Annotated in this window: 23 protein-coding genes; 18 read left to right on the forward strand and 5 right to left on the reverse strand. The window is 46.1% G+C overall.

Going from position 1 to position 26359, the window contains the following annotated elements; translation table 11 throughout:
• Positions 1–208: 208 nt before the first annotated feature.
• Positions 209–1501, reverse strand: coding sequence for a dipeptidase (locus NM125_RS07895; protein ID WP_255134364.1), 1293 nt, complete (start codon positions 1499–1501; stop codon positions 209–211).
• A 129-nt stretch (positions 1502–1630) separates the two neighbouring features.
• Between NM125_RS07895 and NM125_RS07900 the strand changes: the two genes are divergently transcribed.
• The 5 genes from NM125_RS07900 (at position 1631) to NM125_RS07920 (ending at position 6154) form a co-directional block, all read left to right on the forward strand.
• Positions 1631–1897: a GlsB/YeaQ/YmgE family stress response membrane protein gene (locus tag NM125_RS07900; RefSeq protein ID WP_255134365.1), complete on the forward strand. Its 267-nt coding sequence runs from the start codon at positions 1631–1633 to the stop codon at positions 1895–1897.
• A gap of 92 nt (positions 1898–1989) precedes the next feature.
• Positions 1990–2388 carry a hypothetical protein gene (locus tag NM125_RS07905; protein WP_255134366.1) on the forward strand — a complete coding sequence of 133 codons (399 nt, stop codon included), beginning with the start codon at positions 1990–1992 and terminating at the stop codon, positions 2386–2388.
• A gap of 30 nt (positions 2389–2418) precedes the next feature.
• Positions 2419–3150: a hypothetical protein gene (locus NM125_RS07910; RefSeq protein WP_255134367.1), complete on the forward strand. Its 732-nt coding sequence runs from the start codon at positions 2419–2421 to the stop codon at positions 3148–3150.
• Positions 3151–3227: 77 nt separating this feature from the next.
• Positions 3228–4634 carry a Glu/Leu/Phe/Val family dehydrogenase gene (locus NM125_RS07915; protein WP_255134368.1) on the forward strand — a complete coding sequence of 469 codons (1407 nt, stop codon included), beginning with the start codon at positions 3228–3230 and terminating at the stop codon, positions 4632–4634.
• Positions 4635–4645: 11 nt separating this feature from the next.
• Positions 4646–6154 carry a sodium/proline symporter gene (locus NM125_RS07920; protein WP_255134369.1) on the forward strand — a complete coding sequence of 503 codons (1509 nt, stop codon included), beginning with the start codon at positions 4646–4648 and terminating at the stop codon, positions 6152–6154.
• A 143-nt stretch (positions 6155–6297) separates the two neighbouring features.
• Here the strand turns inward: NM125_RS07920 and NM125_RS07925 are convergent, their stop codons facing one another.
• On the reverse strand, positions 6298–6906 hold the full coding sequence (locus NM125_RS07925; protein WP_255134370.1) for a trimeric intracellular cation channel family protein: 609 nt from the start codon (positions 6904–6906) through the stop codon (positions 6298–6300).
• Positions 6907–7124: 218 nt separating this feature from the next.
• Between NM125_RS07925 and NM125_RS07930 the strand changes: the two genes are divergently transcribed.
• Positions 7125–7646, forward strand: a complete 522-nt coding sequence (locus NM125_RS07930; protein ID WP_255134371.1) for a hypothetical protein — start codon at positions 7125–7127, stop codon at positions 7644–7646.
• Here the strand turns inward: NM125_RS07930 and NM125_RS07935 are convergent.
• The gene (locus NM125_RS07935) at positions 7643–8767 is read right to left on the reverse strand and encodes an Mrp/NBP35 family ATP-binding protein (RefSeq protein WP_284700152.1); all 1125 of its coding nucleotides are present in this window, start codon (positions 8765–8767) and stop codon (positions 7643–7645) included. The two genes, NM125_RS07930 and NM125_RS07935, sit on opposite strands and share 4 nt — an antisense overlap.
• Before the next feature lie 300 nt (positions 8768–9067).
• On the opposite strand from NM125_RS07935, the gene gcvT reads away from it, so the two are divergent.
• From gcvT to NM125_RS07965, 5 genes are all read left to right on the forward strand, one after another.
• Positions 9068–10168, forward strand: coding sequence for a glycine cleavage system aminomethyltransferase GcvT (gene gcvT / locus NM125_RS07945; protein ID WP_255134372.1), 1101 nt, complete (start codon positions 9068–9070; stop codon positions 10166–10168).
• 12 nt (positions 10169–10180) lie between these two features.
• The gene (locus NM125_RS07950; protein ID WP_255134373.1) at positions 10181–10918 is read left to right on the forward strand and encodes a 2-phosphosulfolactate phosphatase; all 738 of its coding nucleotides are present in this window, start codon (positions 10181–10183) and stop codon (positions 10916–10918) included.
• A complete protein-coding gene (locus NM125_RS07955; RefSeq protein WP_255134374.1) occupies positions 10911–13460 on the forward strand; it encodes a DNA translocase FtsK in 2550 nt (849 codons plus the stop codon). Before NM125_RS07950 ends, NM125_RS07955 begins: the two co-directional genes overlap by 8 nt.
• Before the next feature lie 76 nt (positions 13461–13536).
• Positions 13537–14175 (forward strand): LolA family protein, encoded by a 639-nt coding sequence (locus tag NM125_RS07960; protein WP_255134375.1) that lies wholly within the window; start codon positions 13537–13539, stop codon positions 14173–14175.
• Positions 14175–15203 (forward strand): lysylphosphatidylglycerol synthase transmembrane domain-containing protein, encoded by a 1029-nt coding sequence (locus tag NM125_RS07965; protein ID WP_255134376.1) that lies wholly within the window; start codon positions 14175–14177, stop codon positions 15201–15203. Before NM125_RS07960 ends, NM125_RS07965 begins: the two co-directional genes overlap by 1 nt.
• A gap of 160 nt (positions 15204–15363) precedes the next feature.
• On the opposite strand, the gene NM125_RS07970 is transcribed toward NM125_RS07965, so the two are convergent.
• Entirely contained in the window at positions 15364–17787 is a 2424-nt protein-coding gene (locus tag NM125_RS07970) for a penicillin acylase family protein (protein ID WP_255134377.1), read from the reverse strand.
• 77 nt (positions 17788–17864) lie between these two features.
• Positions 17865–18761 carry a dimethylarginine dimethylaminohydrolase family protein gene (locus NM125_RS07975; RefSeq protein WP_255134378.1) on the reverse strand — a complete coding sequence of 299 codons (897 nt, stop codon included), beginning with the start codon at positions 18759–18761 and terminating at the stop codon, positions 17865–17867.
• 216 nt (positions 18762–18977) lie between these two features.
• Here NM125_RS07975 and NM125_RS07980 point away from each other — a divergent pair, with 216 nt between their 5' ends.
• The 7 genes from NM125_RS07980 to NM125_RS08010 all read left to right on the forward strand — a co-directional run bounded on the left by NM125_RS07980 (position 18978) and on the right by NM125_RS08010 (position 26311).
• Positions 18978–20171, forward strand: a complete 1194-nt coding sequence (locus tag NM125_RS07980; protein ID WP_255134379.1) for a D-alanine--D-alanine ligase family protein — start codon at positions 18978–18980, stop codon at positions 20169–20171.
• Between the two features lie 73 nt (positions 20172–20244).
• Entirely contained in the window at positions 20245–21681 is a 1437-nt protein-coding gene (locus tag NM125_RS07985) for an ABC transporter substrate-binding protein (RefSeq protein ID WP_255134380.1), read from the forward strand.
• A complete protein-coding gene (locus NM125_RS07990; protein WP_255134381.1) occupies positions 21678–22547 on the forward strand; it encodes an NAD(+)/NADH kinase in 870 nt (289 codons plus the stop codon). Before NM125_RS07985 ends, NM125_RS07990 begins: the two co-directional genes overlap by 4 nt.
• Before the next feature lie 130 nt (positions 22548–22677).
• Positions 22678–23634, forward strand: a complete 957-nt coding sequence (gene mdh / locus NM125_RS07995) for a malate dehydrogenase (RefSeq protein ID WP_255134382.1) — start codon at positions 22678–22680, stop codon at positions 23632–23634.
• A gap of 116 nt (positions 23635–23750) precedes the next feature.
• The gene (locus NM125_RS08000; RefSeq protein ID WP_255134383.1) at positions 23751–24143 is read left to right on the forward strand and encodes a type II toxin-antitoxin system VapC family toxin; all 393 of its coding nucleotides are present in this window, start codon (positions 23751–23753) and stop codon (positions 24141–24143) included.
• Positions 24144–24145: 2 nt separating this feature from the next.
• Positions 24146–24379: a type II toxin-antitoxin system Phd/YefM family antitoxin gene (locus NM125_RS08005; RefSeq protein WP_255134384.1), complete on the forward strand. Its 234-nt coding sequence runs from the start codon at positions 24146–24148 to the stop codon at positions 24377–24379.
• Positions 24380–24457: 78 nt separating this feature from the next.
• Positions 24458–26311 carry a Xaa-Pro dipeptidyl-peptidase gene (locus NM125_RS08010; protein WP_255134385.1) on the forward strand — a complete coding sequence of 618 codons (1854 nt, stop codon included), beginning with the start codon at positions 24458–24460 and terminating at the stop codon, positions 26309–26311.
• The last annotated feature ends 48 nt before the right edge of the window (positions 26312–26359 follow it).

The raw sequence follows: 26359 nt of genomic DNA on the forward strand, positions 1-26359 counted from the left end.
TATGATTTTGTTTAAATGAATTTTATGAAGCGTAAAGTTAAAAAGATTAGGCGGATGTTTAAAGGAATTAACCTTTTTCTAACTTTTCTTTGCAAAAAGATAATTTGGCTTTAATGTTTTCACCACAGTTGAACATCCAATAAGGAACTCCCAACGTTAAAAGAAAAAATTAAACTTTGGGAGTTCAATGTTCCTTGTTGGTTGTTCGCTACTCTTCTTCGGCTTGAATTTTTGCGGCAACTGCTTCGGCTTCATCCAGCACGCGCAGTAAATTTCCGCTCCACAGCATTGCGATTTCTTCTTCACTATACCCGCGTTTTACCAGCTCATGCGTCACATTGAAGGTTTCGGAGGCATCCATCCAGTTGTAAACGCCACCACCGCCATCAAAATCAGAGCTGATTCCCACATGCTCAATCCCAATTAAGTCGACCATATAATCCACATGGTCAACCAGGTCGGCAACATTAACCGGCGGGTACATATTGTTGACTTCTTCCACAATTCGGGGCTCGGCATTATCCTGAGCGGTGCGATACATTTCCATATATTCGTCACGTTCTTCTTCGCTCATTTCGCGAATATCACCCCAATTTAAAAGCTCAAAACCCAATTTTCCGGCTTCTTCTTCCAGAACTGTGCGCGAGGCATCCTGCCAGGCGGCGTGTTTTTCGGAATCCAGGTAGCTGCGAAAAGCCACGGTTTGAACCACTCCGCCATTCTCTTTCAGCAGCATCAGTTCTTCATCGCTCAGGTTACGGCTTACATCATTCATCGCTCTGGCTGAAGAGTGCGAAGCAATGACCGGCGCCTTGGATAACTTCATCGTTTCGATGTTTGCTTTTTTGGAGGGATGAGAGATATCAATCAGCATTCCCAGCCGGTTCATCTCGGCAATAGCTTCTCTTCCCAAATCACTCAGGCCGTCATGCATCCATTCGTCATTGCGCTCGCCGGTGTTGGAGTCGCTGAACTGACTGTGACCATTATGAGAAAGGGACATATATCGGGCCCCGCGCTCGTAAAACTCTTCTATCCTGGAGAGATCGGTTCCAACCGGATAGGCATTCTCCACTCCAATCATGGCTACTTTCTTTCCGTCAGCAACTATACGTCTCACATCCTCAGAAGTAGTTGCGAGTTCGATTTTGTCAGGCGCAATTTCTTCTGTTAACCGATGGATGGCTTCAAACTTGCTGTCTGCATTATCATAGGCATCGGCATAGCCTTCTTCCGTCAGTGTATCCTGGCCGGTGTACACAACCAGCCAAACCACATCCAGGCCGCCTTCTTCCATTTTAATCAAATCTACCTGGGTATCTAACCGCTGGGTGTAATTGGTTTCTTCGGTGAAGTTATTCACGTTTATATCCACGTGGGTATCCAGGGTGATGACCCTTTCATGGATATCCATGGCTTTGTCAAAAATTTCTTTTTCGCTTGGGGCGCATCCCACTAACAATAGTAAAGCAAGAATGGAAGAGCTAAGTAGTTTTTTCATAGAGGTTCTTTTTTTAGGGATTTCAGGTGAAGAATCTATACTAATTTTTGGAAAGTTGTGAAGCGTCAAGGAACGCATACCCCCTGCATCCCATTTATTTAATAGATATTAACAAATAAAGGAGCGCATATGACCCTCATGTATTTACTAAGTTATATCACCATTGGATTAGTAATTGGATGGCTGAGCCGCGTTATCACTCGGGATCGGGGAGTGACCATGCTGCCCAGTCTCGCCTTTGGAGTGCTCGGAGCATTAGCCGACACCTTTATCGTACAAGCAGTAGGATTAGCCGGGACAGCTTTCTATGCGGTAGTTGGTGCGGTTGGTGTTTTATTTACGGTGAATGTCTTTCGTCAGGATGATCCCATTTTTGTGGAGACCGAAAAGGCTTAATAGTTCAGAAATCTGAATTCTGCAGGAACAATTTTTGGGGTTTGGAATTAGGGTATAGTAAGAGCCCTGTCTAACCCTAAATTTACTTTCGAATGACCCTTAAAGACCGCAGAATTCACCTGTTCCTGCAACTCTTTTTCCTGCTTGTAGGCCTGTACCAGTTTGTGGAACTAATAGGTTCTCTGCAGAGCGGTCAGTTTTCCGGGAATCTTTTTGAGTTTCAATATAATGACTTACCCGCCCTCACCCTCGGCACATCTATTATTGTAGGGGTTGCATCACTGGTAAGTAGCTTCTCTCTTTGGACTCGCGCAAGCTGGGCTTACGGTTTTTCCCTGTTTACCTCCGGCATTTTGTTTTCTTATCACCTGATGAACCTGAGCAGCGCCATCCATCAGAACTCGTATGAGATTATTCCGATTGTCCTCGTATTGGTCGTTATTCTGCAGAGCTTTCCCTTTCTTTTGCGCCGATCGTACCGCAGCATGTAACACCGGCGTATTTAATTCGTTCAAGCAGCCATGGACAAGATTTCCCAAAAAGATATCGACTGGCTGCTGAATATGGATAAAAGCGGCACGGCTCCCGCGGCTTCTCCAACCGGTTCACCCCCAAAAAAGAAAAACACCGGCTTCCGTATTATGTTCGGACTTTTGATGATCATCGGTCTGGTTATCCTTCCATTTTTTCTGCTTGTCCGAACCTCTGTTTTGCTGAATCTCTCGTACGGCTGGAACGGCTGGCTGTCCCTGGGCGGCGGGGTTTTTGTTACTGTACTGCTGCTTCTCTTTTACATCCTCTTTTTGTTCAGGCGGATTGAGAATAAAAAAATGCTGTTGAAATTCAGCTTGGGCGGTGTTGGAGCGCTCGTTTTTGCTTTCTGTTTTTATGGGGTGATGTACCTCTCGTCCGTTAACGCGAAAAGTAATGACATCCGCGAGGTGTACCGGTCGATGCACCCTATTTTGCGGGTAGCGATAGCCACCACCACCCTGGCCGATAATGATCTGGTAATCACCGACATTCAGCGGCAGCCCGAAGATTATGCGGCTATGGGACTGCCGCTCAACCAGCGCTCTCTACATTATACACAGGAAACCGGGTACGTGCATGCCATCGACCTGAGAACTATTGGGCGTAATGAATTCAGGAACATTTTGCTCCGCGGCTCCCTCGAAATTATGGGGCTCAACACCATTCGGCACACCGGCACTGCCGATCATCTTCATGTATCCCTGCCACTTACCGAATAGAGTGGGCTTATCCTTGTTTCTCTGTGATATAATTACGACCATCAGGTACTTCAAAATTAGCTAAGGAGACACGGAACATGTCCACGTATAAATTTTATGAACAGGTTAACAAGAACTTTGATAAAGCTGCCAAATACACCCGTTTCGACAAAGGTATTTTGGCCCAGATCAAAATCTGCAATACCGTCTATCATGTTACTTTCCCCGTTCGGCGAGATGACGGCTCCATCGAAGTTGTTGAGGGCTGGAGGGTAGAACACAGCCACCATAAACTGCCAACCAAAGGCGGCATCCGTTACAGCCATAAAGTGGACGAAGATGAAACCATGGCCCTTGCTGCTTTAATGACGTACAAGTGTGCTATTGTTGACGTGCCTTTCGGAGGAGCCAAAGGCGGTATCAAAATCAGTACCCGTGAGTATTCGGAAGACGAGCTGGAAAGAATCACACGCCGCTACACCTACGAGCTGATTAAGAAAGGATTTATTGGTCCGGGAGTGGATGTGCCCGCACCGGATTACGGTACCGGCGCCCGTGAAATGGGGTGGATTTTGGACACGTATCGCCAAATGAAAGACGACTTAAATGCTGAGGCTTGTGTAACCGGGAAGCCGATCCAGCAGGGTGGTATCCGCGGACGAACGGAAGCTACCGGCCGGGGTGTTTATTTCGGGATTCGCGAAGCCTGTAATAACAAAGAGGACATGGAGAAAATAGGCCTCGACACCGGGGTTGAAGGAAAAACCTTTGTGGTGCAGGGTCTGGGTAACGTAGGGTATCACGCATCCAAGTACATGACCGAAGCCGGCGCCAAGTTGGTAGGTGTTGCCGAAATTGAAGGATCTATTTACGATGAAAACGGCATCGACATTGAAAAACTGATGGAATTCCGTAAAGACACAGGGTCTATCATCGGCTTTGAAAATACCAAAGAGCTCAAAGATCGTGACAATGCATTAACTGCTGAATGTGATATTCTTATTCCTGCGGCTCTGGAAAGCCAGATTACAGGAGATAACGCTGCGGATGTGAAGGCGAAGATCATTGCCGAGGCCGCCAACGGTCCAACCACCGCCGATGCGCACGACATCCTGAAAGAACGTGGTGCCTTAATCTTACCTGATACCTACCTGAATGCGGGTGGTGTGGTTGTTTCTTACTTCGAATGGCTGAAGGATATCCAGCATGTGCGGTATGGACGACTAAGCAAGCGCTTTGATGAAACCAGCCTGAAGAAGATTCTGCGGGTCATTGAAAATATTTCAGACCGTGACTTTACCGACGCCGAACTGGCCGATCTGGCTAAAGGTGCCGGTGAGTATGACCTGGTGGATTCCGGCCTGGAAGAAACCATGATCACCGCTTACGAGCAGATTGCCGAAGTTCGGGATAAGCATAATCTGGATGATCTGAGAACGGCCGCTTTTGTGGGTGCCATTGATAAGATTGGCATCATGTACGAACAAATGGGCATTTTCCCGTGATACATTGAATTTTGGAGTTTCTTCTTGTGGATGAACTGAATACCATATCGATTGACGGAGGCGGCTACGTATTAGCTGCTTTCATCGGCTACCTGATTATCCTGTTTGGGATTGGAATATATTCGGCTCGCTTTTCATCTGAAGGAATTTCCGAATTCTTTATTGGCGGACGGAAAATGAACCGGCTGGTTGTGGCTCTTTCCGCTGTAGTATCCGGTCGGAGTGCCTGGCTTTTACTCGGGGTCACGGGGATGGCTTATGCTCAGGGTGCTTCCGCTCTGTGGGCGGCCGTTGGGTACATCGTGGTAGAATGGTTTCTGTTCATGTACTACGCCAAACGGCTCCGGCAATTTTCAGAACGCTACGATTGTATCACCGTCCCTGACTTTTTCGCCGAACGCTTTGATGATAAATCCGGCAGCTTACGGGTCATTCTCGTCATCATCTTCCTGGTTTTTATGGTGAGCTACGTCTCCTCCCAGTTTGTGGCCGGGGGAAAAGCTTTTGCTTCCAGCTTTGGTATTACCCAAAACATGGGCGTGATTCTTTCTGCCGCCATTATTCTGTTGTACACCGTAGTAGGAGGCTTTATGGCAGTAAGCCTGACCGACACCATCCAGGCGTTTTTCATGATTATCGCCCTTGTATTTCTGCCCATCATCGCGATTTATGATATGGGTGGGTGGAGCGTTGTTTCCGCAGAGCTGAACCTGTATGACGCCGCATTTGTCGATCCCACAGCACTCGGCTTCGGGGCTTTTATCGGGTTCATCGGTATCGGACTGGGTTCCCCGGGAAATCCCCACATCCTCTCCCGATACATGTCGATTGATGATGCCAAACAGCTTAAATATGCAGCGGTAGTTGGAACTATCTGGAATGTGTTGATGGCCGGCGGTGCCATTTTAATTGGCCTTGTTGGGCGGGCTTACTTCCCCGAAGTGGATATGCTACCGGCATCCGATACCGAAAACTTATACCCGCTTTTAGCCCAGAATCAACTTCACCCCGTATTGTTTGGTGTGGTGATAGCCTCCATTTTTGCAGCCATTATGTCCACCGCCGACTCACAGCTTTTAGTGGCTGCTTCCAGTGTAGTCCGGGATATTTATGATAAGCTGCTTAAGAAAGACGAAGAGATTCCGCAAAAAACACTGGTTCTCTATAGCCGCATTGTAGTTGTCTTGCTGGTTGTTGTTTCTCTGATTTTCGGGCTGGTTGCACAGAATATTGTGTTCTGGCTGGTGCTTTTTGCCTGGGCGGGATTGGGGGCTTCCATCGGTCCGACCTCTATTCTGGCTCTTTACTGGAAAAAGACCACTAAGGCAGGCGTCATAGCCGGACTTTTGACCGGAACAACCGTTACCATCGTATGGTATTTTGTGCCGGTTTTGAAGAATAACCTCTACGAACTCATTCCGGCTTTCTTCCTGAGTCTGTTGGCAACCTGGGCTGTTAGTAAGTTCACCCAAACACCCGATAAGCTGGAAGAACATTTTGAAGAGATGACGAAAGAGTAGGGTTTTAAATTCCAAGTTCCAAGCTCCAAGCTCCAAGCTCCAAGTCCCAAGCACCAAGCACCAAATCCCAAACTCGATCTATGTTTACTGGTCACTCGTCACTCGTCATTGGTCATTAAGATTTGAAGCTTTGAATTTAAAATTCAGACCTTTTTCATCTTAGGAAGGGATAGATTCCATTTTATAGATACAGTGCGGATGGTGATAATGACGGCCGTTGTAAACAGGTAATTCAGGTTTTCGGGGAGACTCAGTTCCAGTCCAAGATAAAAGATGATGGCTCCGGCCAGGCAGGCGGTTGCATAAATTTCTTTCCGGAAAATGAGCGGGACTTCCCGGCAGAGCACATCCCGTGTTACCCCGCCAACCACCGCTGATATCATCCCCATCATCCCGGCAATGAAAGGGTTAAATCCAAAGGAAAGAGCTTTCTCCATCCCGATGATGGTGAAGAGAGCAATCCCGATGGTATCAAAAATGAAGATGGTTTTGCTGTAGTTATTCAGTCTTTTGCCCATCAGGAAAGTGAAGGGTACGGCGGCCAGTATAACCAGCGGATACGTCATGTCGGCCATCCAGGTAATGGGGTGACTGTCGAGCAGTAAATCCCGGACGGTTCCTCCTCCAATCGCAGTTACAAAGCCCACCACCGAAGCGCCAAATACATCCATATTGATTCGGGAAGCAATCCTGATACCGCTAATGGCAAAGACGAACGTACCAATAAGGTCTAAGAGGTAGATAAGGTCCATAGGTGGTGTGGTAGATTAAGGGCGAGGAAGTTACAAGCTGCAAATTCCAAATTCCAAATCACAATAACCAATGACCAATGACCAATGACCAACGAATTGGGATTTTGAATTTAACATCTAAATAACTAAAATGGATCAAACTTAAATCAAGCACTGTCTATTACTTAAGGCTACCATTTCTTTCTTAAACCTTAAACTCTAATCAAATAGACAGAGCTATGAATAAGTTCATTTTTAACCCTTTCCGCCTTCTTGTTCTTTTCGGTTTGGCCTTAGTGCCCAATCTTATTTTTGGACAAGCATCAACTGATATAAAGTTCAGCGTCAGCTATAAGGTTACTGATTCAGCAGACAACGAACGGCTACAATATGCAAAGAAGCAGTTAACGAAAGCCTTTGTTGCCAAGGGCGGTACCTATAATGAGAAAGAAGGTTTTCTTTTCTTTATAGATCTTACCGAACCGGATGCCAATAATAACATTGCCCTCTCCATCTCTACCTTTTTAAAGGTGCCTGAAGAAGTGGTGAAGGCCGGGGTAAAAGAAGAAGTATTTCACAAAGCTGTAGCCTCCGACAGTCCAAAACCTGCCAGTGACGACGGCAGAGAAATACGGGCGTACATAAACGAAGAATACATGCGCCAGTTTACCATGATTCAAGACAGTCATCTCGAAATTATTAATCGAGACCAATTGCCAGAGGCTATTCAACGCTTCGTGGACGGCTTTAAGCCACTTTAAGGCCTGAACTTAATATCCACCTTTTTAGTCGGTGACTGCTCTTTATTCCGGAGCGCCAGCTGTTGCTGCATATTCCCGGTGGCTTCCATCAATGCGGTTGCCGCTGGGGATTCACTGTCTTCCAGCACAATGGGTTTTCCGGAGTCGCCACCTTCGCGCAAGGTTTGCTGTAGTGGTACTTCAGCCAGCACGGGTACGTTCATTTCCTGGGCCAGATGGGCAGCACCGCCTTTTCCAAAGATGTAATACTTCTTGTCCGGCATATCCGGCGGGGTGAAATAGGCCATGTTTTCGACCATCCCAAGAACGGGTACATTCACTTTCTTGAACATTGCCACCCCTTTGCGGGCATCGTCAAGGGCTACCGTTTGAGGGGTTGAAACTATCACGGCTCCGGTCAGCGGTACGGTTTGCACAATGGTAAGCTGGATATCGCCGGTTCCCGGAGGCAAGTCCAGAATCAGGTAATCAAGTTCGCCCCATTCCACATCGGTCATAAATTGTTTAACGGCACTGGTTGCCATCGGCCCGCGCCAAACCATCGCCTGGTCAACATCTACCAAAAAGCCCATGGAAACCAGCTTGATCCCAAACTTCTCATGCGGAACCAATTTCTTCTGCGTGGTGATGTTAGGCCGCTCATGGATGTTGAACATAGTAGGAATGCTGGGGCCATAAATATCGGTATCCATCAGTCCGACTTTCTCTCCTTTTTTAGCCAGTGCGGCAGCAATATTCACAGCTACTGTAGATTTTCCTACCCCGCCTTTTCCGGAAGCCACGGCAATAATGTTTTTGACGCCCGGCAGAATTTCCTGCTGTTGTTCTTGCTGCTGTCCGGGTTTGGAAGCTTCCATTTCCCGCTTTTTGGAGAGATTTACGGCTGCCTGAATATCAACAATGGCCTCCTTGTCAACGAACTTCTGAATGGCTTCTTCACATTTCTGTGACAATTGCTTTTCCAGTCCTTCATTTTTTTCAGGAAATTCCAGCGTAAATGAAATGTATTTATCCTGAACAATCACGTCCTGAACCATATCCAGGGAAATGAGGTCGCGTTGTTCTTCGGGGTGTAAAATCTGGCTGAGTGCCGATTTAACCTGCTCTTTATTGATAGACATGTATTGCTATGTGTCTGACTTAAATATTCGTTGTTTTCTTGTATGGATGATTCGGTAATCGTAAAACATTGATTGATGAATAATGATTAACAAATCATCCCTCAAAGATAAGGAACTTAACAGAGGGATATGAGAAACAGTTGCCGGGAAAAAATAAATCCTGATAATCTTTAAAATCTCCTATTTACAATGATGTTTGCCAATAAATCAGTAAGTTTGGCACAACGAAAATAAGCGGTACCGAAGGCTATAGCATATATCCAACAGGGTAATACGAACAAAACTATTTCAGCTGAATTCATGTCCAAAAAGACACCATTCTATTCCATTCATGAAAAAGCCGGCGCCAAGCTGGTAGATTTTGCCGGATATCAGATGCCGGTTCAATACGCAGGAATTAAAACAGAGCATGCGGCCGTTCGCGAAGCCGTCGGAATATTTGACGTTTCCCACATGGGTGAGTTCTACATCAGCGGACCCGAAGCGCTGGATTTAATTCAGAAAGTGACCGTGAACGATGCTTCCAAACTGGTGGAAGGTAAAGCGCAGTACACCTGCATGTGCTATGAAGATGGCGGTATTGTGGACGACTTGATTGTATACAAGCTTTTTGATGATGCCGGGTTTATCGTGGTTGTAAATGCATCCAATATTGAAAAGGACCTTGAGTGGATCAACCAAAACAACACTTTTGATGCGAAAGTCCACAACCAATCGGATGATACCTGCTTGTTAGCCGTTCAGGGATCAAAATCTGTAGAGACGCTCCAAAAGCTAACGGATTTGAATTTGAGTGACATCGGATTCTATTCCTACAAAATGGGAAGCCTTGCCGGCATGGAAAACGTTGTGTACTCCGCCACAGGTTACACCGGCGAAAAGGGGTTTGAGTTGTATTTTGATAAAAGTCATGCCGACCCCGAAAAAGTATGGAACGCCATTATGGAAGCCGGCGAAGAATTCGGCATTGAGCCCTGTGGGTTAGGTGCCCGCGATACCCTCCGCCTGGAAATGGGGTATGCGCTTTATGGTAACGACATCACCAAAGACACGCATCCACTGGAAGCCCGATTAGGCTGGGTTACGAAATTTGAGAAGGGTGATTTCAATGGAAAAGAAGCCCTTTTGAAGAAAAAAGAAGAAGGCTTAAACCGCCGGCTTGTGGGCTTTGTGGTTGAAGGTGAACGCAATATTCCACGTCAGGGCTATGAGATCCAAAACGATGCGGGAGAAGCCATTGGAGAAGTAACCAGCGGAACAATGTCGATTACATTGGGTAAAGGTATAGGGATGGGATACGTTGCTACTGACTACGCGGGAGAAGGAACAGAAATAGAGATCAGCATCCGCAGGAAGACGGCTAAAGCAACCGTTACCCGCCCACCATTCATTAAAAAATAATAAAGAGAGAATATGCCAGAGATTAATTATATCGACGTTTTCTTTTCCGTTCATGCTTTTCAGGAAGAAGAGCTGCGTGGGAAAACAGCGGTTATTATAGATGTGTTAAGAGCATCATCATCCATTACCACAGCGCTGAGTAACGGGGCCAAAAAAATCATCCCCGTAGCAGATATGAGTGATGCCATGAAGATCGCCAATACGATGGATCAAAAAGATTTTTTACTGTGTGGTGAAAAAAACGGAACCAAAATTGAAGGGTATCACCTTGGCAATTCCCCGGCCGAGTATGAGCCGGAAGTTGTAAAAGGCAAAACGCTGATTTTCAACACCACAAACGGCACCAAGGCCATCAAAAAATCATCCCTTGCCAACCAGATTTATGTAGGCACCTTCCTGAACCAGGATAGTATTTTAAATGCCCTGAAAGATCATGACGATGAAGTGGTGTTGGTCTGCTCCGGGTGGCAGGGACGGTTATCTATTGAAGATACTTTATTCGCCGGCTCTCTGCTGCATGCCATTTCCGGAGGAGAGCTGCCTGACTCGGCTAAAGACGGGGCTAAAGTAGCATTTGGTCTTTTCCAAAAATTTGGGGATGATTTAGAAGGAGCCATCAGCAAGAGCGATCATGCAAAAAGATTGGCTGAACTGGTTCCAAATGGCGATATTGAATTCTGTTGCAAAGTAAATGAATTTGATGTGCTTCCCGGCATGCGGGATGGCATCCTGACCAATTTGAATGGCTAAAAATAACCTAAATACATCTACAACTACGGGGCTGGATTCGAACCGTAAGGTCGAAATTATCGGTATCATTGTGATGTCGATTGCGATTTTGCTCGGGCTGAGCATCATTTCTTACAACCCGGAAGACTACCAATACGCGAAAAGCATTTCCTTCCTCGATTTATTTAACCCCGACGCTTCATCACGGCTGGTGAAAAACTGGCTGGGACCGGTAGGCGCTTATCTTTCCCATTACCTGGTGCATAGTTTGTTCGGATATACCAGTATCATCCTGGCGCTCATAACCGGTTATCACGGCTGGCATACCTTTCGCCGTCGGGATTTCAAAGAGCTGAGCTGGCTAACCGTACTATCCATTTGGGGCATGGTGTTGCTTTCCACTTTTATTGGCTGGTTAAACACCAATGCCGATTTCCCTTCCGACTCTATCTGGAGCGGTTCAGCAGGTATTGCCATTTCACAGGTACTGCAGAATATCACAGGTATAGGGTCCATTTTTATACTTTCAGTTTTGATGATCGTGACCTTGCTCATGTTTGTGGATCGTGACCTTCAGAAAACCATTGACAGCGTGAAGATCTGGATGGATAACCTGCGGGATAAAATGGAAGATTGGCGGGCTGAACGTCAGCTTCGTAAAGAGCAAAAAGCCAAAGAGCGGGAAGAACGCATAGCTGCCAAAAAAGCTGCGAAGGAAGAGCAAAAAGCTGAGCAACAAGCGAAGAAAGAAGAAAGCAGTTCTTCGGATAACGAAGAGGAAGAGCTTCAGAAAAAAGAAATTGCCGAACCGCAGGACGAGAAAGAACCCGTGAAGCCGGCCCCATCTATCGATGAATTGGTGGAGAAGTCGGAAGCGGAAGAGCGCAAACAGCGTGAAAAAGAGCAGAAGGAAGTTAAGACGTTAGATACCCGTCAGCGGGCTTCGCTTGAAAAAGAGGAAGTGGTTGATGAGGAAGAAGACGACCTGGAAGTTTCCGTTTATGTAGGGAAGGGCGAAGAAGAAGCTGATGAGAAAGATCTCGATAAGCAGAACCGGGAAAAGGCTAAGGAAGTCCCGGTCATCAAGTACAAGTTCCCGAAAGTAGATCTGCTGGATTCACCGCCCAATGAGGGCAACGAAGTGGATCTTGAAGAGATTAAGGAGAACAAGCGGATCATCCTTGATAAGCTGAAGCGCCACAAAATTGAGATTGTAGGCATTAATGCGATCGTTGGACCTACCGTTACGCTTTATGAACTGGAGCCGGCTCCCGATGTGAAAATCTCCAAGATCGAGAGCTACTCCAACGACCTGAAGATGGCTACGGCCTCCAAAGGTTTGCGTATGCTTTCGCCCATTCCGGGTAAGTCGGCAGTGGGTATTGAAGTACCGAACAGTACGCGTGAAACGGTGTACATCAAGCAGGTTATCAACACCAAGAAATTCGTGGAAACCGACTTCGTGCTTCCGGTGGCCTTTGGGAAAACCATTGAGAACGAAGTGTTCATGATCGACCTCACCAAAATGCCTCACTTGTTGATTGCAGGTGCTACCGGGTCAGGTAAGTCGGTTGGGATTAATACGATCATTACCTGCCTGCTGTACAAGTGCCACCCGGATAACCTGAAGTTCGTGATGATTGATCCGAAGAAGATCGAGCTTTCATTGTATCGCAATATTCAGAATCACTTCCTGGCTATGCTGCCGGATGCGGATGAGCCTATCGTCACGGATACTACCAAAGCCCAGGAAACGTTGGAAAGTTTGTGTAAGGAAATGGATGACCGCTACGACCTGCTGAAGATGGCGATGGTTCGCGACATCAAATCTTACAACGAAAAATATGCAACCGGCGAACTGGATGAAGAGCTGGGACACAGGCACCTGCCTTATATAGTAGTAATTATTGATGAGCTTGCAGACCTGATGATGACGGCCGGAAAGCAGATTGAGGAACCCATTGCCCGTTTGGCCCAGCTGGCACGTGCCATTGGAATTCACCTGGTGGTGGCTACGCAGCGACCATCAGTGAATGTGATTACCGGTACCATTAAGGCAAACTTCCCGGCACGAATTGCCTATCAGGTAGCTTCCAAAGTTGATTCAAGAACGATTCTGGATCAGGGCGGAGCCGATCAGCTGATTGGAATGGGTGATATGCTGTTTAATAATGGAACCGGGTTGGTCCGAATCCAAAACGCCTTTGTTTCTACCGAAGAGGTAGATGAAATAAACTCTTTTATTGGCCAACAGGCGGGATATAAGGAACCTTTCCATTTGCCCATCATTAAAGAAGATGTAGCAGACATTCCGGACCCGCTGGATGATATTGACGAGTACTTCGAAGCCGCAGCCAAGCTGGTGATTCTACATCAACAAGGGTCGGTTTCTCTGTTGCAACGGAAATTGAAAATCGGCTATAACCGCGCCGGTCGAATTATAGATCAGTTATTTAATGCAGGAATTGTTGGACCATATCAGGGCAGTACCGCTCGGGACGTTCTCATTCAGGATGAAGATGAACTTCAGGAACTATTGGACAATCTTGATGAGTATGATTAGGAAGAGCTTTCAGCTGTCAGGCTTTAGCTCTCAGCTAACCGGGCGACTCGTTCTCATTCCGAACCTCTGGTTCGGAATGCCTGTCAGAACCTCCGGTTCAAAAAAATTACTTAGGGTTCTGTCTGGGCTATTTATTTTCAGCCTGATATTCAGTGTAACCGCGGTTGCCCAAACCCCAAACTTTGATCAGCTCAAAGAAAAGTTTGATGAGGGCCTGGTGTTTCGTGCCATGTTCAACCAAACGTTTACTGATTCCTACACGGGAGAAGTAACCCGGAGTGAAGGACAAATCTGGCTCGATAAAGTCCGCTATAAGCTGGAAGCCGACGGACAAGTGGTTGTGGTAGATGGAGAAACTTCAAAGGTCTATGATCCATCCAGAAACCGCGTCATCATTGACCTGTACAACGCCGATGAAGACGATTTTGCCCCTTCCCGCATGCTCAGTGGCATTGACACCACCTATACTGTCAGTGAAGAAAAGATGGATAATCAGACTAAAATAACGCTGATATCCAATGACGATTTTGCGGTTTTTGTGGAGGTGGAAATTATTATTGACGATCAGTTTCGGCCGACTGAAATCACAGCATGGGATATTTCGGACAATGAAATCGTAACTACTTTTTCTGACGGCGCTTTTCTTAAACCGGAAGCCGGCCTTTTCCAGCTCGATTATCCCGATGATGCCGAAGTTGTAGATATGAGATATTAATGCAGACAAAAAAGATTCTGAAAATTGCTGCAAGTGTTCTGTTAGGAATACTTTTTCTTTGGCTGGCTTTCCGTGAAGTTGAGTTTTCTGAAGTTGTTGATTCAGCCCGGGGCATGTCCTGGTCGTGGATTCTTCCCTTTGCCGCAACCACACTTTTTGCCCATTTCATAAGGGCACTGCGTTGGGAAATGCTTTTTACCAATAAAGATAAGGTCCCCTCCAAAACCACGTTGTTTACCGGGGTAATGTTCGGGTATCTCGTCAACATTCCACTTCCCAGGGTGGGCGAAGTAGCCCGTCCGGTTTATGTGGCACGTCAGGTTGATGAGAGCAACAGCAAGATCATCGGAACCATTGTGCTGGAGCGTGTGGTCGATTTACTGGGCATGTTACTGCTGATGGCATTCGTGGTTGTTTTTTTGGTTGCCGACCCACAGGTGCTTTCCCGTTTATTCGGCGTTGATATCACCAGCTCTGAGACGCAAATCAATTTTATCCTGACGCTTGGTAAATATGGCCTGTTTGTTGCTGCCGGGTTGGGACTACTTCTTTGGCTTTTCAAAAAAGCAGAAGAAAAGACCGAAGGAAAAATCGCCGATTTTGCCCACAAGATTCAGAAAATCATCAGAACTTTTGTGGACGGATTGCTGGCCATCAAAGAGCTTAAAAATTGGCCGCTGTTCATTTTTTATTCCCTTCTGATTTGGGTGTTCTACATCACCATGACCTACATTGGTTTTTGGATGTTTGATATGCAGAATGTGTATGATCTGGGAATCACGGAAGCGGTTGTACTTACGGTTGTGAGTGCGGTTGGTATTTCGATTCCCACACCGGGCGGGGTTGGTACCTATCATCTGTTTATTACAAAGACACTCCTGATTTTGTATGCGGTTCCCGAAGCAACCGGACTTGCCTACGCTACCATTGCCCACGCTGCCACCCTTGTTATCATCATTACCAGTACGCCGGTTATGCTGGCTATTGATAAGTACCTGCTGATGAGGAAAGAAGCGGAAGAACATTGAACAAGGAACATTCAACATTGAATGTTGAAGTGATATGGTTTGGTTTTTATAGAAGAAGAGCTTCACTTAGATAAAGCATCATTCCTGTATAGGCGTCTTTATTCTTGCTAAGGAGAAAACAAAAGAGGTCGAACTATTCGGCGCGATTATAGATATAGAATTAATCAGAGCCCGGGTTTTTAAGGCTGATCTTATAATTGAATTCGGAGGGATCTTCCTGGAAGAAATTCAGTTCGAAAAGGCCGCCGGTTCTCCAGGTTTCAATCATGGAGTCGTAATTCGGTGAGCCGGGATTCCCGGAAGCACCACCCGGATACACGCCCCAGCCTTTTACTTCAGGTCCCAATTCAACCACCATTCTCCAGGATGGTCCGTTACCGCCCCGTGTCGCATTTATAGCATCTGATGAGCCGCTGCTATATACATTTTGCTTCCCCATTCCGGGGATATTAGCCAGGTGATCGATATCGTTATTTATGGCAACTCCCCATTTCCATCGGTCCCCAGGTTCACCCCAGGCATTCGTCAATTCAGAGACAGACTCTTTAAGAGTTGCCGTGGCAATATCTTCTCTTGTTTCCCTGGCTTCGGTTTCAATATTGTCGATAAATGAAAATTCGGGATCATTTTTTACCACCTCCACGAATATATCTCTGGAAGGATATCTAAGGAGCGCGTCTGTAGTTTCATACTCATCATACATCACGGCCCGGTAGAAATTTCCCGCCCACTGCCGGAATATGGCGGGCGCCATTTCTTCAGCATCCATGTAGTAATTCCATTGGGTCATCAGGTCGTAGATGGTTTGCTCTTTTTCCGTCAGGCTATCCGTGTCAGTCCATGCCAGCAAGCTCGGTAAAAAGGTAGATGCATAATAGCTATAATCATCCATCTGCATATCCTGCATGTCTTTTGGGGTGATGTTTTCCATAGCCTCCAGCAGGTCATTGATTCTCCGTCCGCGCTCAAAAGGAGCGAAGTCATCATCCAGATAATAGGGATAATCGGGAGCAGCCGATTCCTGATTGGCCGAGCTCACAAACCCCCGTTCCGGATTTTTTATGTGGGGGACCTGATCCCTTGGGATCCAGCCCTGCCAGTCATAGTTCGGGTCTGTACCGTCACTAACCGTTCGTCCCTGGTGTTCCCATTTTTTGGGGAGTTTTCCATTCACCCATAAAGCGATATCCCCTTCGTTACTGGCAAATACAAAGTTTTGAGCCGGTGCGGTGTATTCCTTTAAGGCAGCCACATAATCATCGTAATTTTCAGCGCGGTTCAATCCATAAAATGTCTTGAGATCATTGGAGGGTTCATGGGCAATCCAGCGCATGGCATGGTAAGCCGGAGCCCGCTCTTCATTCACACGGGACTCTACCTTGGTAACCGGTCCGTGATGGGTGTAAATCACCGTATCCATCACCGTTTCTTCCCCTCGTACTTTTATTTCTTCAATGCGGGTTGATGTGGGTTTCCACTGCCCATCGTGGCGGTATTCCTGCATGGTTTCATCGCGGAACTCAATCTCGTACCAGTCCAGCACATCGGTGCCTACATTCGTCACGCCCCAGGCTACATCTTCGTTAAAGCCAATAATCACTCCGGGTGAGCCCTGCAAACTCACACCATAGGTATTAACGCCGGGAGCATGCAGTTGCACCTCATACCAGATGGAAGGCAGGGTAAGTGAAAGGTGGGGATCGTTTGCCAAAATGGGATATCCGGAGGCCGTTTTTGATCCGCTCACCGCCCAGTTATTGCTTCCTATTCCTTCTTCGGTTGTAAAAGCCTCAAGTTCTTTAGCCGAAGCCGGCACGTATAAACTGTCCGGTGCTTCAGGGATGTCAGCCTCAAAATCCCATTCTCTGCTGGGGGGGATAATCGGGTCGTTGAGTTCTGGGTCTTGGGTGAAAAAACGGTTCACAAAGTCATCGCCGAAATAAGCCAGGGTGTTGCTGGTTCGGTCATCGCTGTTTCCGGCAGCCAGTGTCCGGGTCATGTTCTTAAGCAGTAAGGCCGTTTTGATAGGCTCCCATGGCTCGGGGGCAAAATCCAGTACTTTATATTCCAGGGGATATTCATCGGGTGAAAGCTCGTCAATGTAGGCATTTACCCCATCGGCATAAGCCTCGATGACGGCCAGCATATCCGGGTCGTTTTGGATTTGCTGCCAGGCTCTTTCGGCGCCATAGGGCATTCCCCAACGGCGGGTTTGCTTGTCTCTGTTCAGCAGAGATGGCCCCACGATTTCGGCTAATCTTCCGGCTGCATCGTAGGTCTGCATTTCCATCTGGAAAAGCCGATCGCGTGCAACGATATATCCCTGAGCCAAATAAAGGTCATGCTCATTTTGAGCAAAGATATGGGGAACGCGACGGTCGTCGTAATACACGGACACCTCGTCCTTCAATCCCGGAACATCCAGTTCTTGTGATTGCGGAGCATTTGTTTCGGCATTGGCCCAAAACCCGGCATCAGGATCAAAAAACTTACCCAGCGGCGGAACCGATCCAAATTTTGTATTCAAAGAAATGATAACAGCGAGAAGTACTATTCCCGAAAGAGACGTTTTAATCCAGTTCATGTTTAATATGTGCTTGGTACTTTTGAAGAGAATAGGTTCCAATTAATAATTTTAAATTCAAAATTTAAAATTATTAATTACCAAAGCAGCATCTTCATGCAGAAAACAGAGCCGCCACTTTTCAGGAACTGGTAGGTGCTGAACTCATGCACTTTAAATCCGGATTCTTTCAGTTTATGATTTACATCCACACAGCCCTGCTGTATAAAAACATTCTTTCCATCCGGACAGGTAGCATTACAGGCAAACAGCTTCTCCGCCTCATACTTTGATGCTTCAATCACATTCGTAAATAAGGTGTGAATCAGCTCCAGTCCTTCATCGGTAAAAGCTTTGGGGTAGATGAGTGCGGTATCGGAATCAAGGATGCACAAGCAGGTGTCAAGATGATAAAAGCGCTCATCAATAAGCTCCAGGGCAATAACCGGAGTGTTGAACGTCTCTGAAATCACATCATATACTTCTTTGGAAGAGCGATAACCATATCCTCCCCAAAGCAGCCTTTTTTTGAAATGCCAAATGGCATCACCCATTCCCTCAAAACTGGAGAAACGGTTTCCATCAAGGTGCACAATTTCGTAGCTGCTGTCCTCATATACTTTTTGAATAGTAGGCACTTCCCCCTTCCTCTGATCTGAGTTCATTACGCTCATAATCACTTCCTTTTTGCCATCTTTAGTGATATTTGGCAGGCTTTGATTGGCGCAAAAAACCATATCCGGGTAACCGCGCTGGCCCTCTATCACATGCACGTATAATCCAAGTTCCTCATAAGCCGCTCTCAGGTGCTCCCATTCATTTTGGGCAGCCAGTTTATCCACATCCCCGATGTTACCTTCCATGTGCGGGTTAATCACATATTCCACCGAAAAGTAGGTGGGCTTCACCAACAGAACTTTTTCCGGTGCCGGCATCGATTCCAGCTCCGAAAGCTTAAAATTCAATTGATTTACAGATGTGATTACCGTACTCATAAGCGATTGATTTAAAGATTCCACAGAACAGCAAATATTGAAAATATCAGATTGAGGAACAAGATCAAGTTTTAAAAGATAGGTATTAGTTGGAAGGTTTTAGGTGTTAGGTAATAGCAGAAAGCTAAAACCTAACACCTTGTCACTAAAACCTTTCAATCTATTAACAATTAAGCGGAAACAATCCTATTTTCGGCTTCAACTATACACTCAGCTATGACTCAAAAAAACCTTATTGTCGCTTTTGGAGGCGTTTCTCCGGAACATGAAGTTTCTGTATTAACAGCCATTCAGGCTATCTCTGCACTTGAAGACAGTTCCTATAATTGCATTCCCCTGTACGTCACAAAATCAGGGCGCTGGCTGACCGGAGAAAAGCTGCTGGATCTCAGTAACTTCAAAGACCTTCCCACCCTTGAAGAAGACAGTGTATCCTGCGCCTTTGTAAAAGATGAAACCGGTAAGACTCATCTTAAAGAACAGGATGGTGGCGGAATATTCTCAAAGCCCAAAAGCTATCCGGTGTATGCCGTGTTGTGTGCCTTTCATGGAAGTGAAGGGGAGAACGGTGCTTTTCAGGGAGTATGCGAAATGATGAACGTGCCCTATTCGGGAAGCGGAGTGTTGGGCTCTTCGTTAGGGATGAATAAAGTGAAGGCAAAGCTGGTTGCAGCCGCAAACGGAATTCCGGTGACTAAAGCAGTCAACTTTTATGAAACTGACTGGGAAAAAGAGCAGGACGATATCATCACTATTGCCGAAGGGTACGATTACCCGCTAATCGTGAAGCCGGTGAGCCTTGGGAGCAGCATTGGTGTGGCCATAGCAAACTCCCGCAGTGAACTGATTGACGCCGTTGAAACGGCCTTCCGCTATGATGAACATTTGCTGATTGAGGAAGCCGTAAATCCACTTATGGAAATTAACTGCTCGGTAATGGGCACCCCGGATGATTGCCGACCTAGTGTGTGTGAAAAACCGCTGGGTCAAACCGAAACGCTCTCTTTTGAGGATAAATACCAGAGCGGAGACGGAGCAGATAAAGGCATGGCCTCGGCAGACCGGGTTATACCGGCCGATATTTCCGATGAACTCACAAAAAAAATTCAGAACCTCGCCACCAAAACTTTTTCAGCTTTGGATGCTTCCGGCTTGGCACGATTAGATTTTCTGGTGAATGCGAACACCGAAGAAGTGTACTTTAATGAAATCAATACAATTCCGGGTTCCTTCTCATTTTATCTGTGGGATAAGTCGGGGCTTAACTTTACCCAACTGCTCAATGAACTTATAGAAATCGGGTTGAAGCAGCATCGTGCAAAAAATGGAAGAGTTCGCAGTTATGAGACTAACTTACTTAATGAAAAAGCCATTAAAGGCATTAAAGGGTTAAAAGGCAGTAAAAATTGATTTCAGATTACTAATAAGGGAATGATTTCCATCGTTCATATTTTGTTTTACTAAAACAGACAGACACAACTCAATGAAAAAACTTGTCCTCCTTATAATTTCAGTATTTGTTTTTATTTCCTGTGGCAAGGAACTTGAAACGGTTACCGTTAAGTCAGACACTTCTGAACTGCTGAATGCCCCGGCAGATTCCGTTTATACCGAAATTGATCCCGCCCAGGACGATTTTGTTCATATTCGGTTTGGTGAAATTGCTGCCATCGAGTCCCTTGACCCTCTTTTTGCATCCTCAAACAGCGAGTGGCGGGTAATGAATCTTATATACGAAGGACTCACCGGCTTGAACAGCTCCGGCAATCCTTCACCCGCGCTGGCCAAAAGATGGGAGGTAAATACCGATTCTACTCAGTTCACTTTCCACCTGAGAACCGATGTGTATTTTCATGATTCTCCCGCCTTCGAAAATGGTTCCGGCCGAAGATTCGTGGCAAGTGACGTGCGCTATGCATTTGAGCGTATGGCGGATAATGATGTACCTGATTTCACCGCGAATCACTTTGGTGATATCAGAGGATTTGTGGCTTACCACAGTGAGCAGACCCTGGTTAAAAATCCCGATAAAAGAGCCTTTAATACCATTGAAGGGCTGAAAATTCGAAATGACTCAACCGTCGTTTTCTTTCTGAACAAACCTTCCTCCGATTTTCTTGAAAGGCTTGCACACCCCATGGCTTCCATCTATGCCAAAGAAAGTGTACCGGCTGGGAATGGGCTTATACAGAAAGCAGCAGGAACCGGACGATTCGCCTTTATTAAAAAGGAAGGGAATGCTCATTTATTAACGCAGAATAAGGCGTACAGAGGGTTCACTCCAAAAATAAACCGGCTGGATATTGTTTCGGGATTAGAGGAAAAGGATTTGTACCAGGAACTCGCCAGGAAAAATTTAGATGCACTCATTGAGGTTGGAAGTTCCACGTTGATGTCTGTTACAGACTCCACAGGTACACTTCTGGATAGTTTTACCAAAACATTTCAACTCAACCAAACATCCACCCATTCTGACTATTCGTTCTTTTACAATCAGAATTCCGGCCAACGTGCTTCTGTGAATGAGTTAATCTCAAATGCTGATCTTGAAAATCTGTTGCCACTTTCTGTCATGGGAACCGTTACCACCAATATGGTAGGATCAGCAGATGGAGCAGAGCCTGATTCGAGCCGGCAGTTGGTGATCACTCAAACCGTGCATCCGTTTGAAGTGTTTTTCCTGGATAGGCTTGCGACCCGGGCAACAAGCATGGATTTCTCCTTTTCGATGAATGCTTCCTTTGCTCTTTATGACGACATCAGTCTAACCACCCGGCCCTATCCCGAAACTGAAAAATTCCTTAGCTGGAAATCCCCGGTTTATATTTTAAGCAGCCCGGCGATTTCCGGAATCAGTATTACCCATGAGCCGTGGAACATTAGCCTGGTATCGGTCAATAAAACAGGGGGAAGTGAATGAAGCTTGGAATTGTTGCAAACCCGCAGAAGTACGAGGTCAGGGAAGTCCTTTCCGAAACCATAAAATGGGCGGAACGGAAGAACATATCCCTTTTTGTCAACAAAGAAGTTTGTACGGAAACCGGACTTAACAACACGGAAGTTCTCCAAAAAACCAATTCTGATATTGATTCCATCAAAGCCTGCGACATCGTTTTGGTGATGGGTGGAGATGGAACCATTCTTTACACGGCCCGCATTTCAAAAGATATCAATAAACCCATTCTGGGGATTAACAGCGGTCGACTTGGCTTCATGGCGAACACACAGATTGAAGACCTGGAACGAGCACTCGACTGCCTGCTGAATAACGATTACACCCTTGACAAGCGCTCGTTTTTGTTGGCAACCGACACGAATGGAAATCAATATCACGCACTGAATGAGTTTTTATTTACCCGGAAAGACTCCATTTCCATGGTAAATGTGACGGCAGAATATGATGGAAGCCTGATTAACACATACTGGGCCGATGGATTGATTGTAGCCTCCCCGACCGGTTCCACGGCTTATAACCTGGCGTCTGGTGGACCGATAGTGGCTCCCGGAACGGAAGTTTTTTTGGTAACTCCCATTAATCCCCACACACTCACAACCCGGCCACTGGTATTAAACTCAGCAAAACCGCTGAGGGTTGTTATTGAAAAACAGCAGAGTGAGGTACAATTCTCGTATGACGGTCAGGTTCATGAAATTGAGAACTTCCCTTTTGAAGTGGAAATTTTGAAATCCGATTTAACTTTTGATCTCGTGCACCTGCCGGGCCAGGATTACTTTGAAACCCTGCGCAATAAATTGATGTGGGGAATGGACAAAAGAAGAAGTTAGAATTGAAAACACAGAACTCAGGAGTCAGATACAATTCTGACTCCTGAGTTCTGATTTCTTATCTTCTACATAAGAGGTTCACATTAGGATATTATTTTAATCGAAAACTGAACACTAAAAACCAAGTATAATGAAAGTAACAGTAGTTGGAGCTGGAGGTAACGTTGGCTCAACCGTAGTTGACGTACTCGCACAACGAGACATTTGCAAAGAAATCGTCGCCGTAGATATTGAGAAAAAAGACGGAGATAAAACTTTTTACCCATCCAAAGGCCGTGGTTTGGATCAGTGGGAATCAGCGCCTGTCCACCTTTTCGATACACGCATAAAAGGCACCGTTGATTATGCCGATACCGCCGGATCTGATGTGTGTGTGATCACCGCCGGTGTACCGCGCCGACCGGGAATGAGCCGCGACGACCTGCTCGAAATTAATGCCAATATCGTAAGTGGTGTTTCTAAAGAGCTCGCCAAGCATTCTCCTGATACCATCATTATTGTGGTTTCCAATCCATTGGATGTAATGGTACAGGTTGCCAAAGAAGCCAGCGGACTTCCATACGATAAAGTAATGGGAATGGCAGGAATTCTGGACACTGCTCGCTACCGCGCTTTTATTGCAGACGAGCTGGATGTATCTCCAAAAGACATTCAGGCGCTGTTGATGGGTGGCCATGGAGACACGATGGTGCCATTACCACGGTTCACCACTCTTTCCGGAATGCCTATCACACACTTCATTGATGAAGGTCGGCTGAATGAGATCGTAGAACGCGCCAAGAAAGGCGGAGGAGAGATCGTAGGCCTGATGGGAACCTCAGCCTGGTATGCTCCCGGAGCTGCTGCTGCCCAAATGGTTGAAGCCATTCTTCTGGATCAAAACCGAATTTTCCCGGTTTGTGCACACATCGACGGACAATACGGAATTGATGACCTGTACATCGGCGTACCTGTGAAGCTGGGAACCGGTGGCGTAAAAGAAGTGATAGAGGTTGACTTAAACAAAAAAGAACAAGACCTTTTAGAGGAATCAGCTAAAGCAGTGCGCAGTACTTTAGATGATTTCCGAAAACTAATGAACAAGTAAACTAAACAACGAGGACTAAGGTCTTCACTACTTGCATTAATCCCTCACGTGAATTCGTTCGCGTGAGGGATTTTTTTTGGCAGAGAATTACACTTGTACAATTGTTATATTCAGCCATGGATATTGTAATTGACACATCAGCCGTATTGGCTGTTCTATTAAATGAAGCCTCAAGAAATTCAATCCTTTCGAACAGCAAGGGAATGGATCTCATTGCACCGATAAGTATTGATGCCGAAATCGGCAATGCGATATCTTCAATGTTTAAAAGAAATCGTTTGGTATTTGATGAAGCTCTAAAAGTTTTGAGTCAGTACCATCTTATTCCAATCAGAAAAACGAGTTTGGACTTAAAGGAGTCTATATCGTTAAGTAAAGAATTGAATATTTATGCATACGATGCGTACATGCTTTATTGTTGTATTAAATACAATTCCCCACTTTTGAGTTTAGACACAACACTCCTCAATCACGCAAAAAATAAAGGGATAAAAACAATAGAGGTTTAGCCATGAAAGTATATACCTACTCACAAGCCCGGCAAAACCTTGCCCAACTTCTGGATGAGGTAAAAAAAGATGGTGAAATTCGTATTAAGCGAAGAGATGGGAGAACCTATGTTGTAAAGCAACTTGAAGAGGAAAAGTCTCCATTAGATGTAGAAGGTGTAAACACCAACTTTACCAGAGGCGAACTAAATGATATTGTCAGGGAAGGCCGGCAACGCTATGATCTGAATAAATAATAGCCGCCTACATTTTTCGACAATTACTTACAGATATTCCATTACATTCCTTCATTACATCAGCTCAGATTTAAAATTATGAATACACTTAAAAAACACTTTTTTACCCTCACTGTCCTGGCCTTTATTTTTCTATCGGGCAGCCAGCTCATCGCGCAGGATGTCCAAATTCCGGTGATCGAAAATGGCCGGGCACAGGTAATTCCCGAACTTGAAAATCCCGAAAACTGGATTCGGGAAGATCTTTGGGTTGAAACCGAATTTGATTCAGACCGGGACGGAAAACCGGACCGCGTGCATGTGGATGTAACCCGTCCAAAACAAACAGAAAATGGATTGAAACTACCTGTTGTTTATGAAACCAGCCCCTATTATGCAGGAACTGCTGGTATGGTTGATGGTTTGTTCTGGAATGTGCGCCATGAGTTGGGAGAGCTTGGATCTAATGAAGTGGGTGAAGGGAAAAGTCGCCGGGCACACCCGGAAGTTATTCGACGGGGAGAACGCCCCATTATTTCAAATTCACAGATAAAAACATGGGTTCCAAGAGGGTATATTGTGGTTCACTCATCCTCTCCGGGAACCGGACTTTCGGATGGAGCTCCAACCGTTGGTGGCGACAATGAATCCCTTGCTCCTAAAGCCGTTATTGAATGGCTGGCCGGCAAGGATAATGGATATACCACCAGGGATGGAAATGAAAAAGTGATGGCCAGCTGGTCGACCGGCAAAGTGGGAATGACCGGAACTTCATACAACGGGACCCTTCCATTGGCAGCTGCAACCACCGGTGTAGATGGTCTGGAAGTCATCATCCCGGTTGCTCCGAATACATCATACTATCACTATTATCGTTCCAATGGATTAGTTCGCAGTCCCGGGGGCTATTTAGGTGAAGATATTGATGTGCTTTATGATTTCATCCATAGTGGGAGAGAATCGCTGCGGGAGCGAAATAATCTGCGAATCCGGGATACGGAAATGGCAGAAAACATGGATCGCCGGACCGGAGATTACAACGAATTTTGGGCCGGCCGTGATTACCTCAACGACATGCCCGCCATGAAGGCTGCCATGTTGATGAGCCATGGCTTTAACGACTGGAACGTGATGCCCGAACACAGTTATCGAATTTACGAGGAGGCTAAAGAAATGGGGCTTCACACTCAGATCTACTATCATCAGTTTGGCCATGGCGGACCGCCACCGGTGGAAATGATGAACCGCTGGTTTACACACTATTTGTTTGGAGTGGATAATGGAATCAGTGATGAGACCGGAGCCTGGATCGTGCGTGAATATGACGATCCCGCAAATCCTACCTTCTACCCGGACTACCCTAACCCGGCTTCCGAACCGGTTACCTTATACCTGAACAGCGGAGCTCCGCAGAAAGGAAGCCTGAGTCTGAACAAGCCCGGAAAACAGGGAACAGAAACCTTAGTGGATAATTTTTCTTTTGATGGGGAATCCCTTGCACGGGCTGAGATTACGGATCACCGGTTGCTGTACGTTACGCCACCTTTAAAAGACTCTCTCCACATTTCAGGATTGCCAACTATCAACATAAAACTGGCCAGCAGTAAGCCCGCGGCAAACCTCTCGGTTTGGTTGGTTTCTCTGCCTTGGAATGAACGCAGAAATGGACGAATTACGGATAATATCATCACTCGGGGCTGGGCTGACCCACAAAATCATGAATCCTTAACCGAAAGTGAGCCGCTTAAACCCGGTAAATTCTATGAGCTGACTTTTGAGCTTCAGCCTGATGATCAGATTATACGTCCGGGCCAGCAGATCGGGTTGATGATCTTCGGGAGCGATAAGGAATTCACCATTCATCCTGATCCGGGCACAGAATTGACCGTTGATTTGGATGCAACCACATTAACACTGCCGGTTGTTGGTGGAAAAGCAGCCTTTAGCTGGTAGAAAATACATGTAGAGACACAAGATTTTGTGTCTCTACATGTATTTTGG

The sequence above is a fragment of the Gracilimonas sediminicola genome (assembly GCF_024320785.1).
In the GTDB taxonomy this organism is placed as follows: Bacteria; Bacteroidota; Rhodothermia; order Balneolales; family Balneolaceae; genus Gracilimonas; species Gracilimonas sediminicola.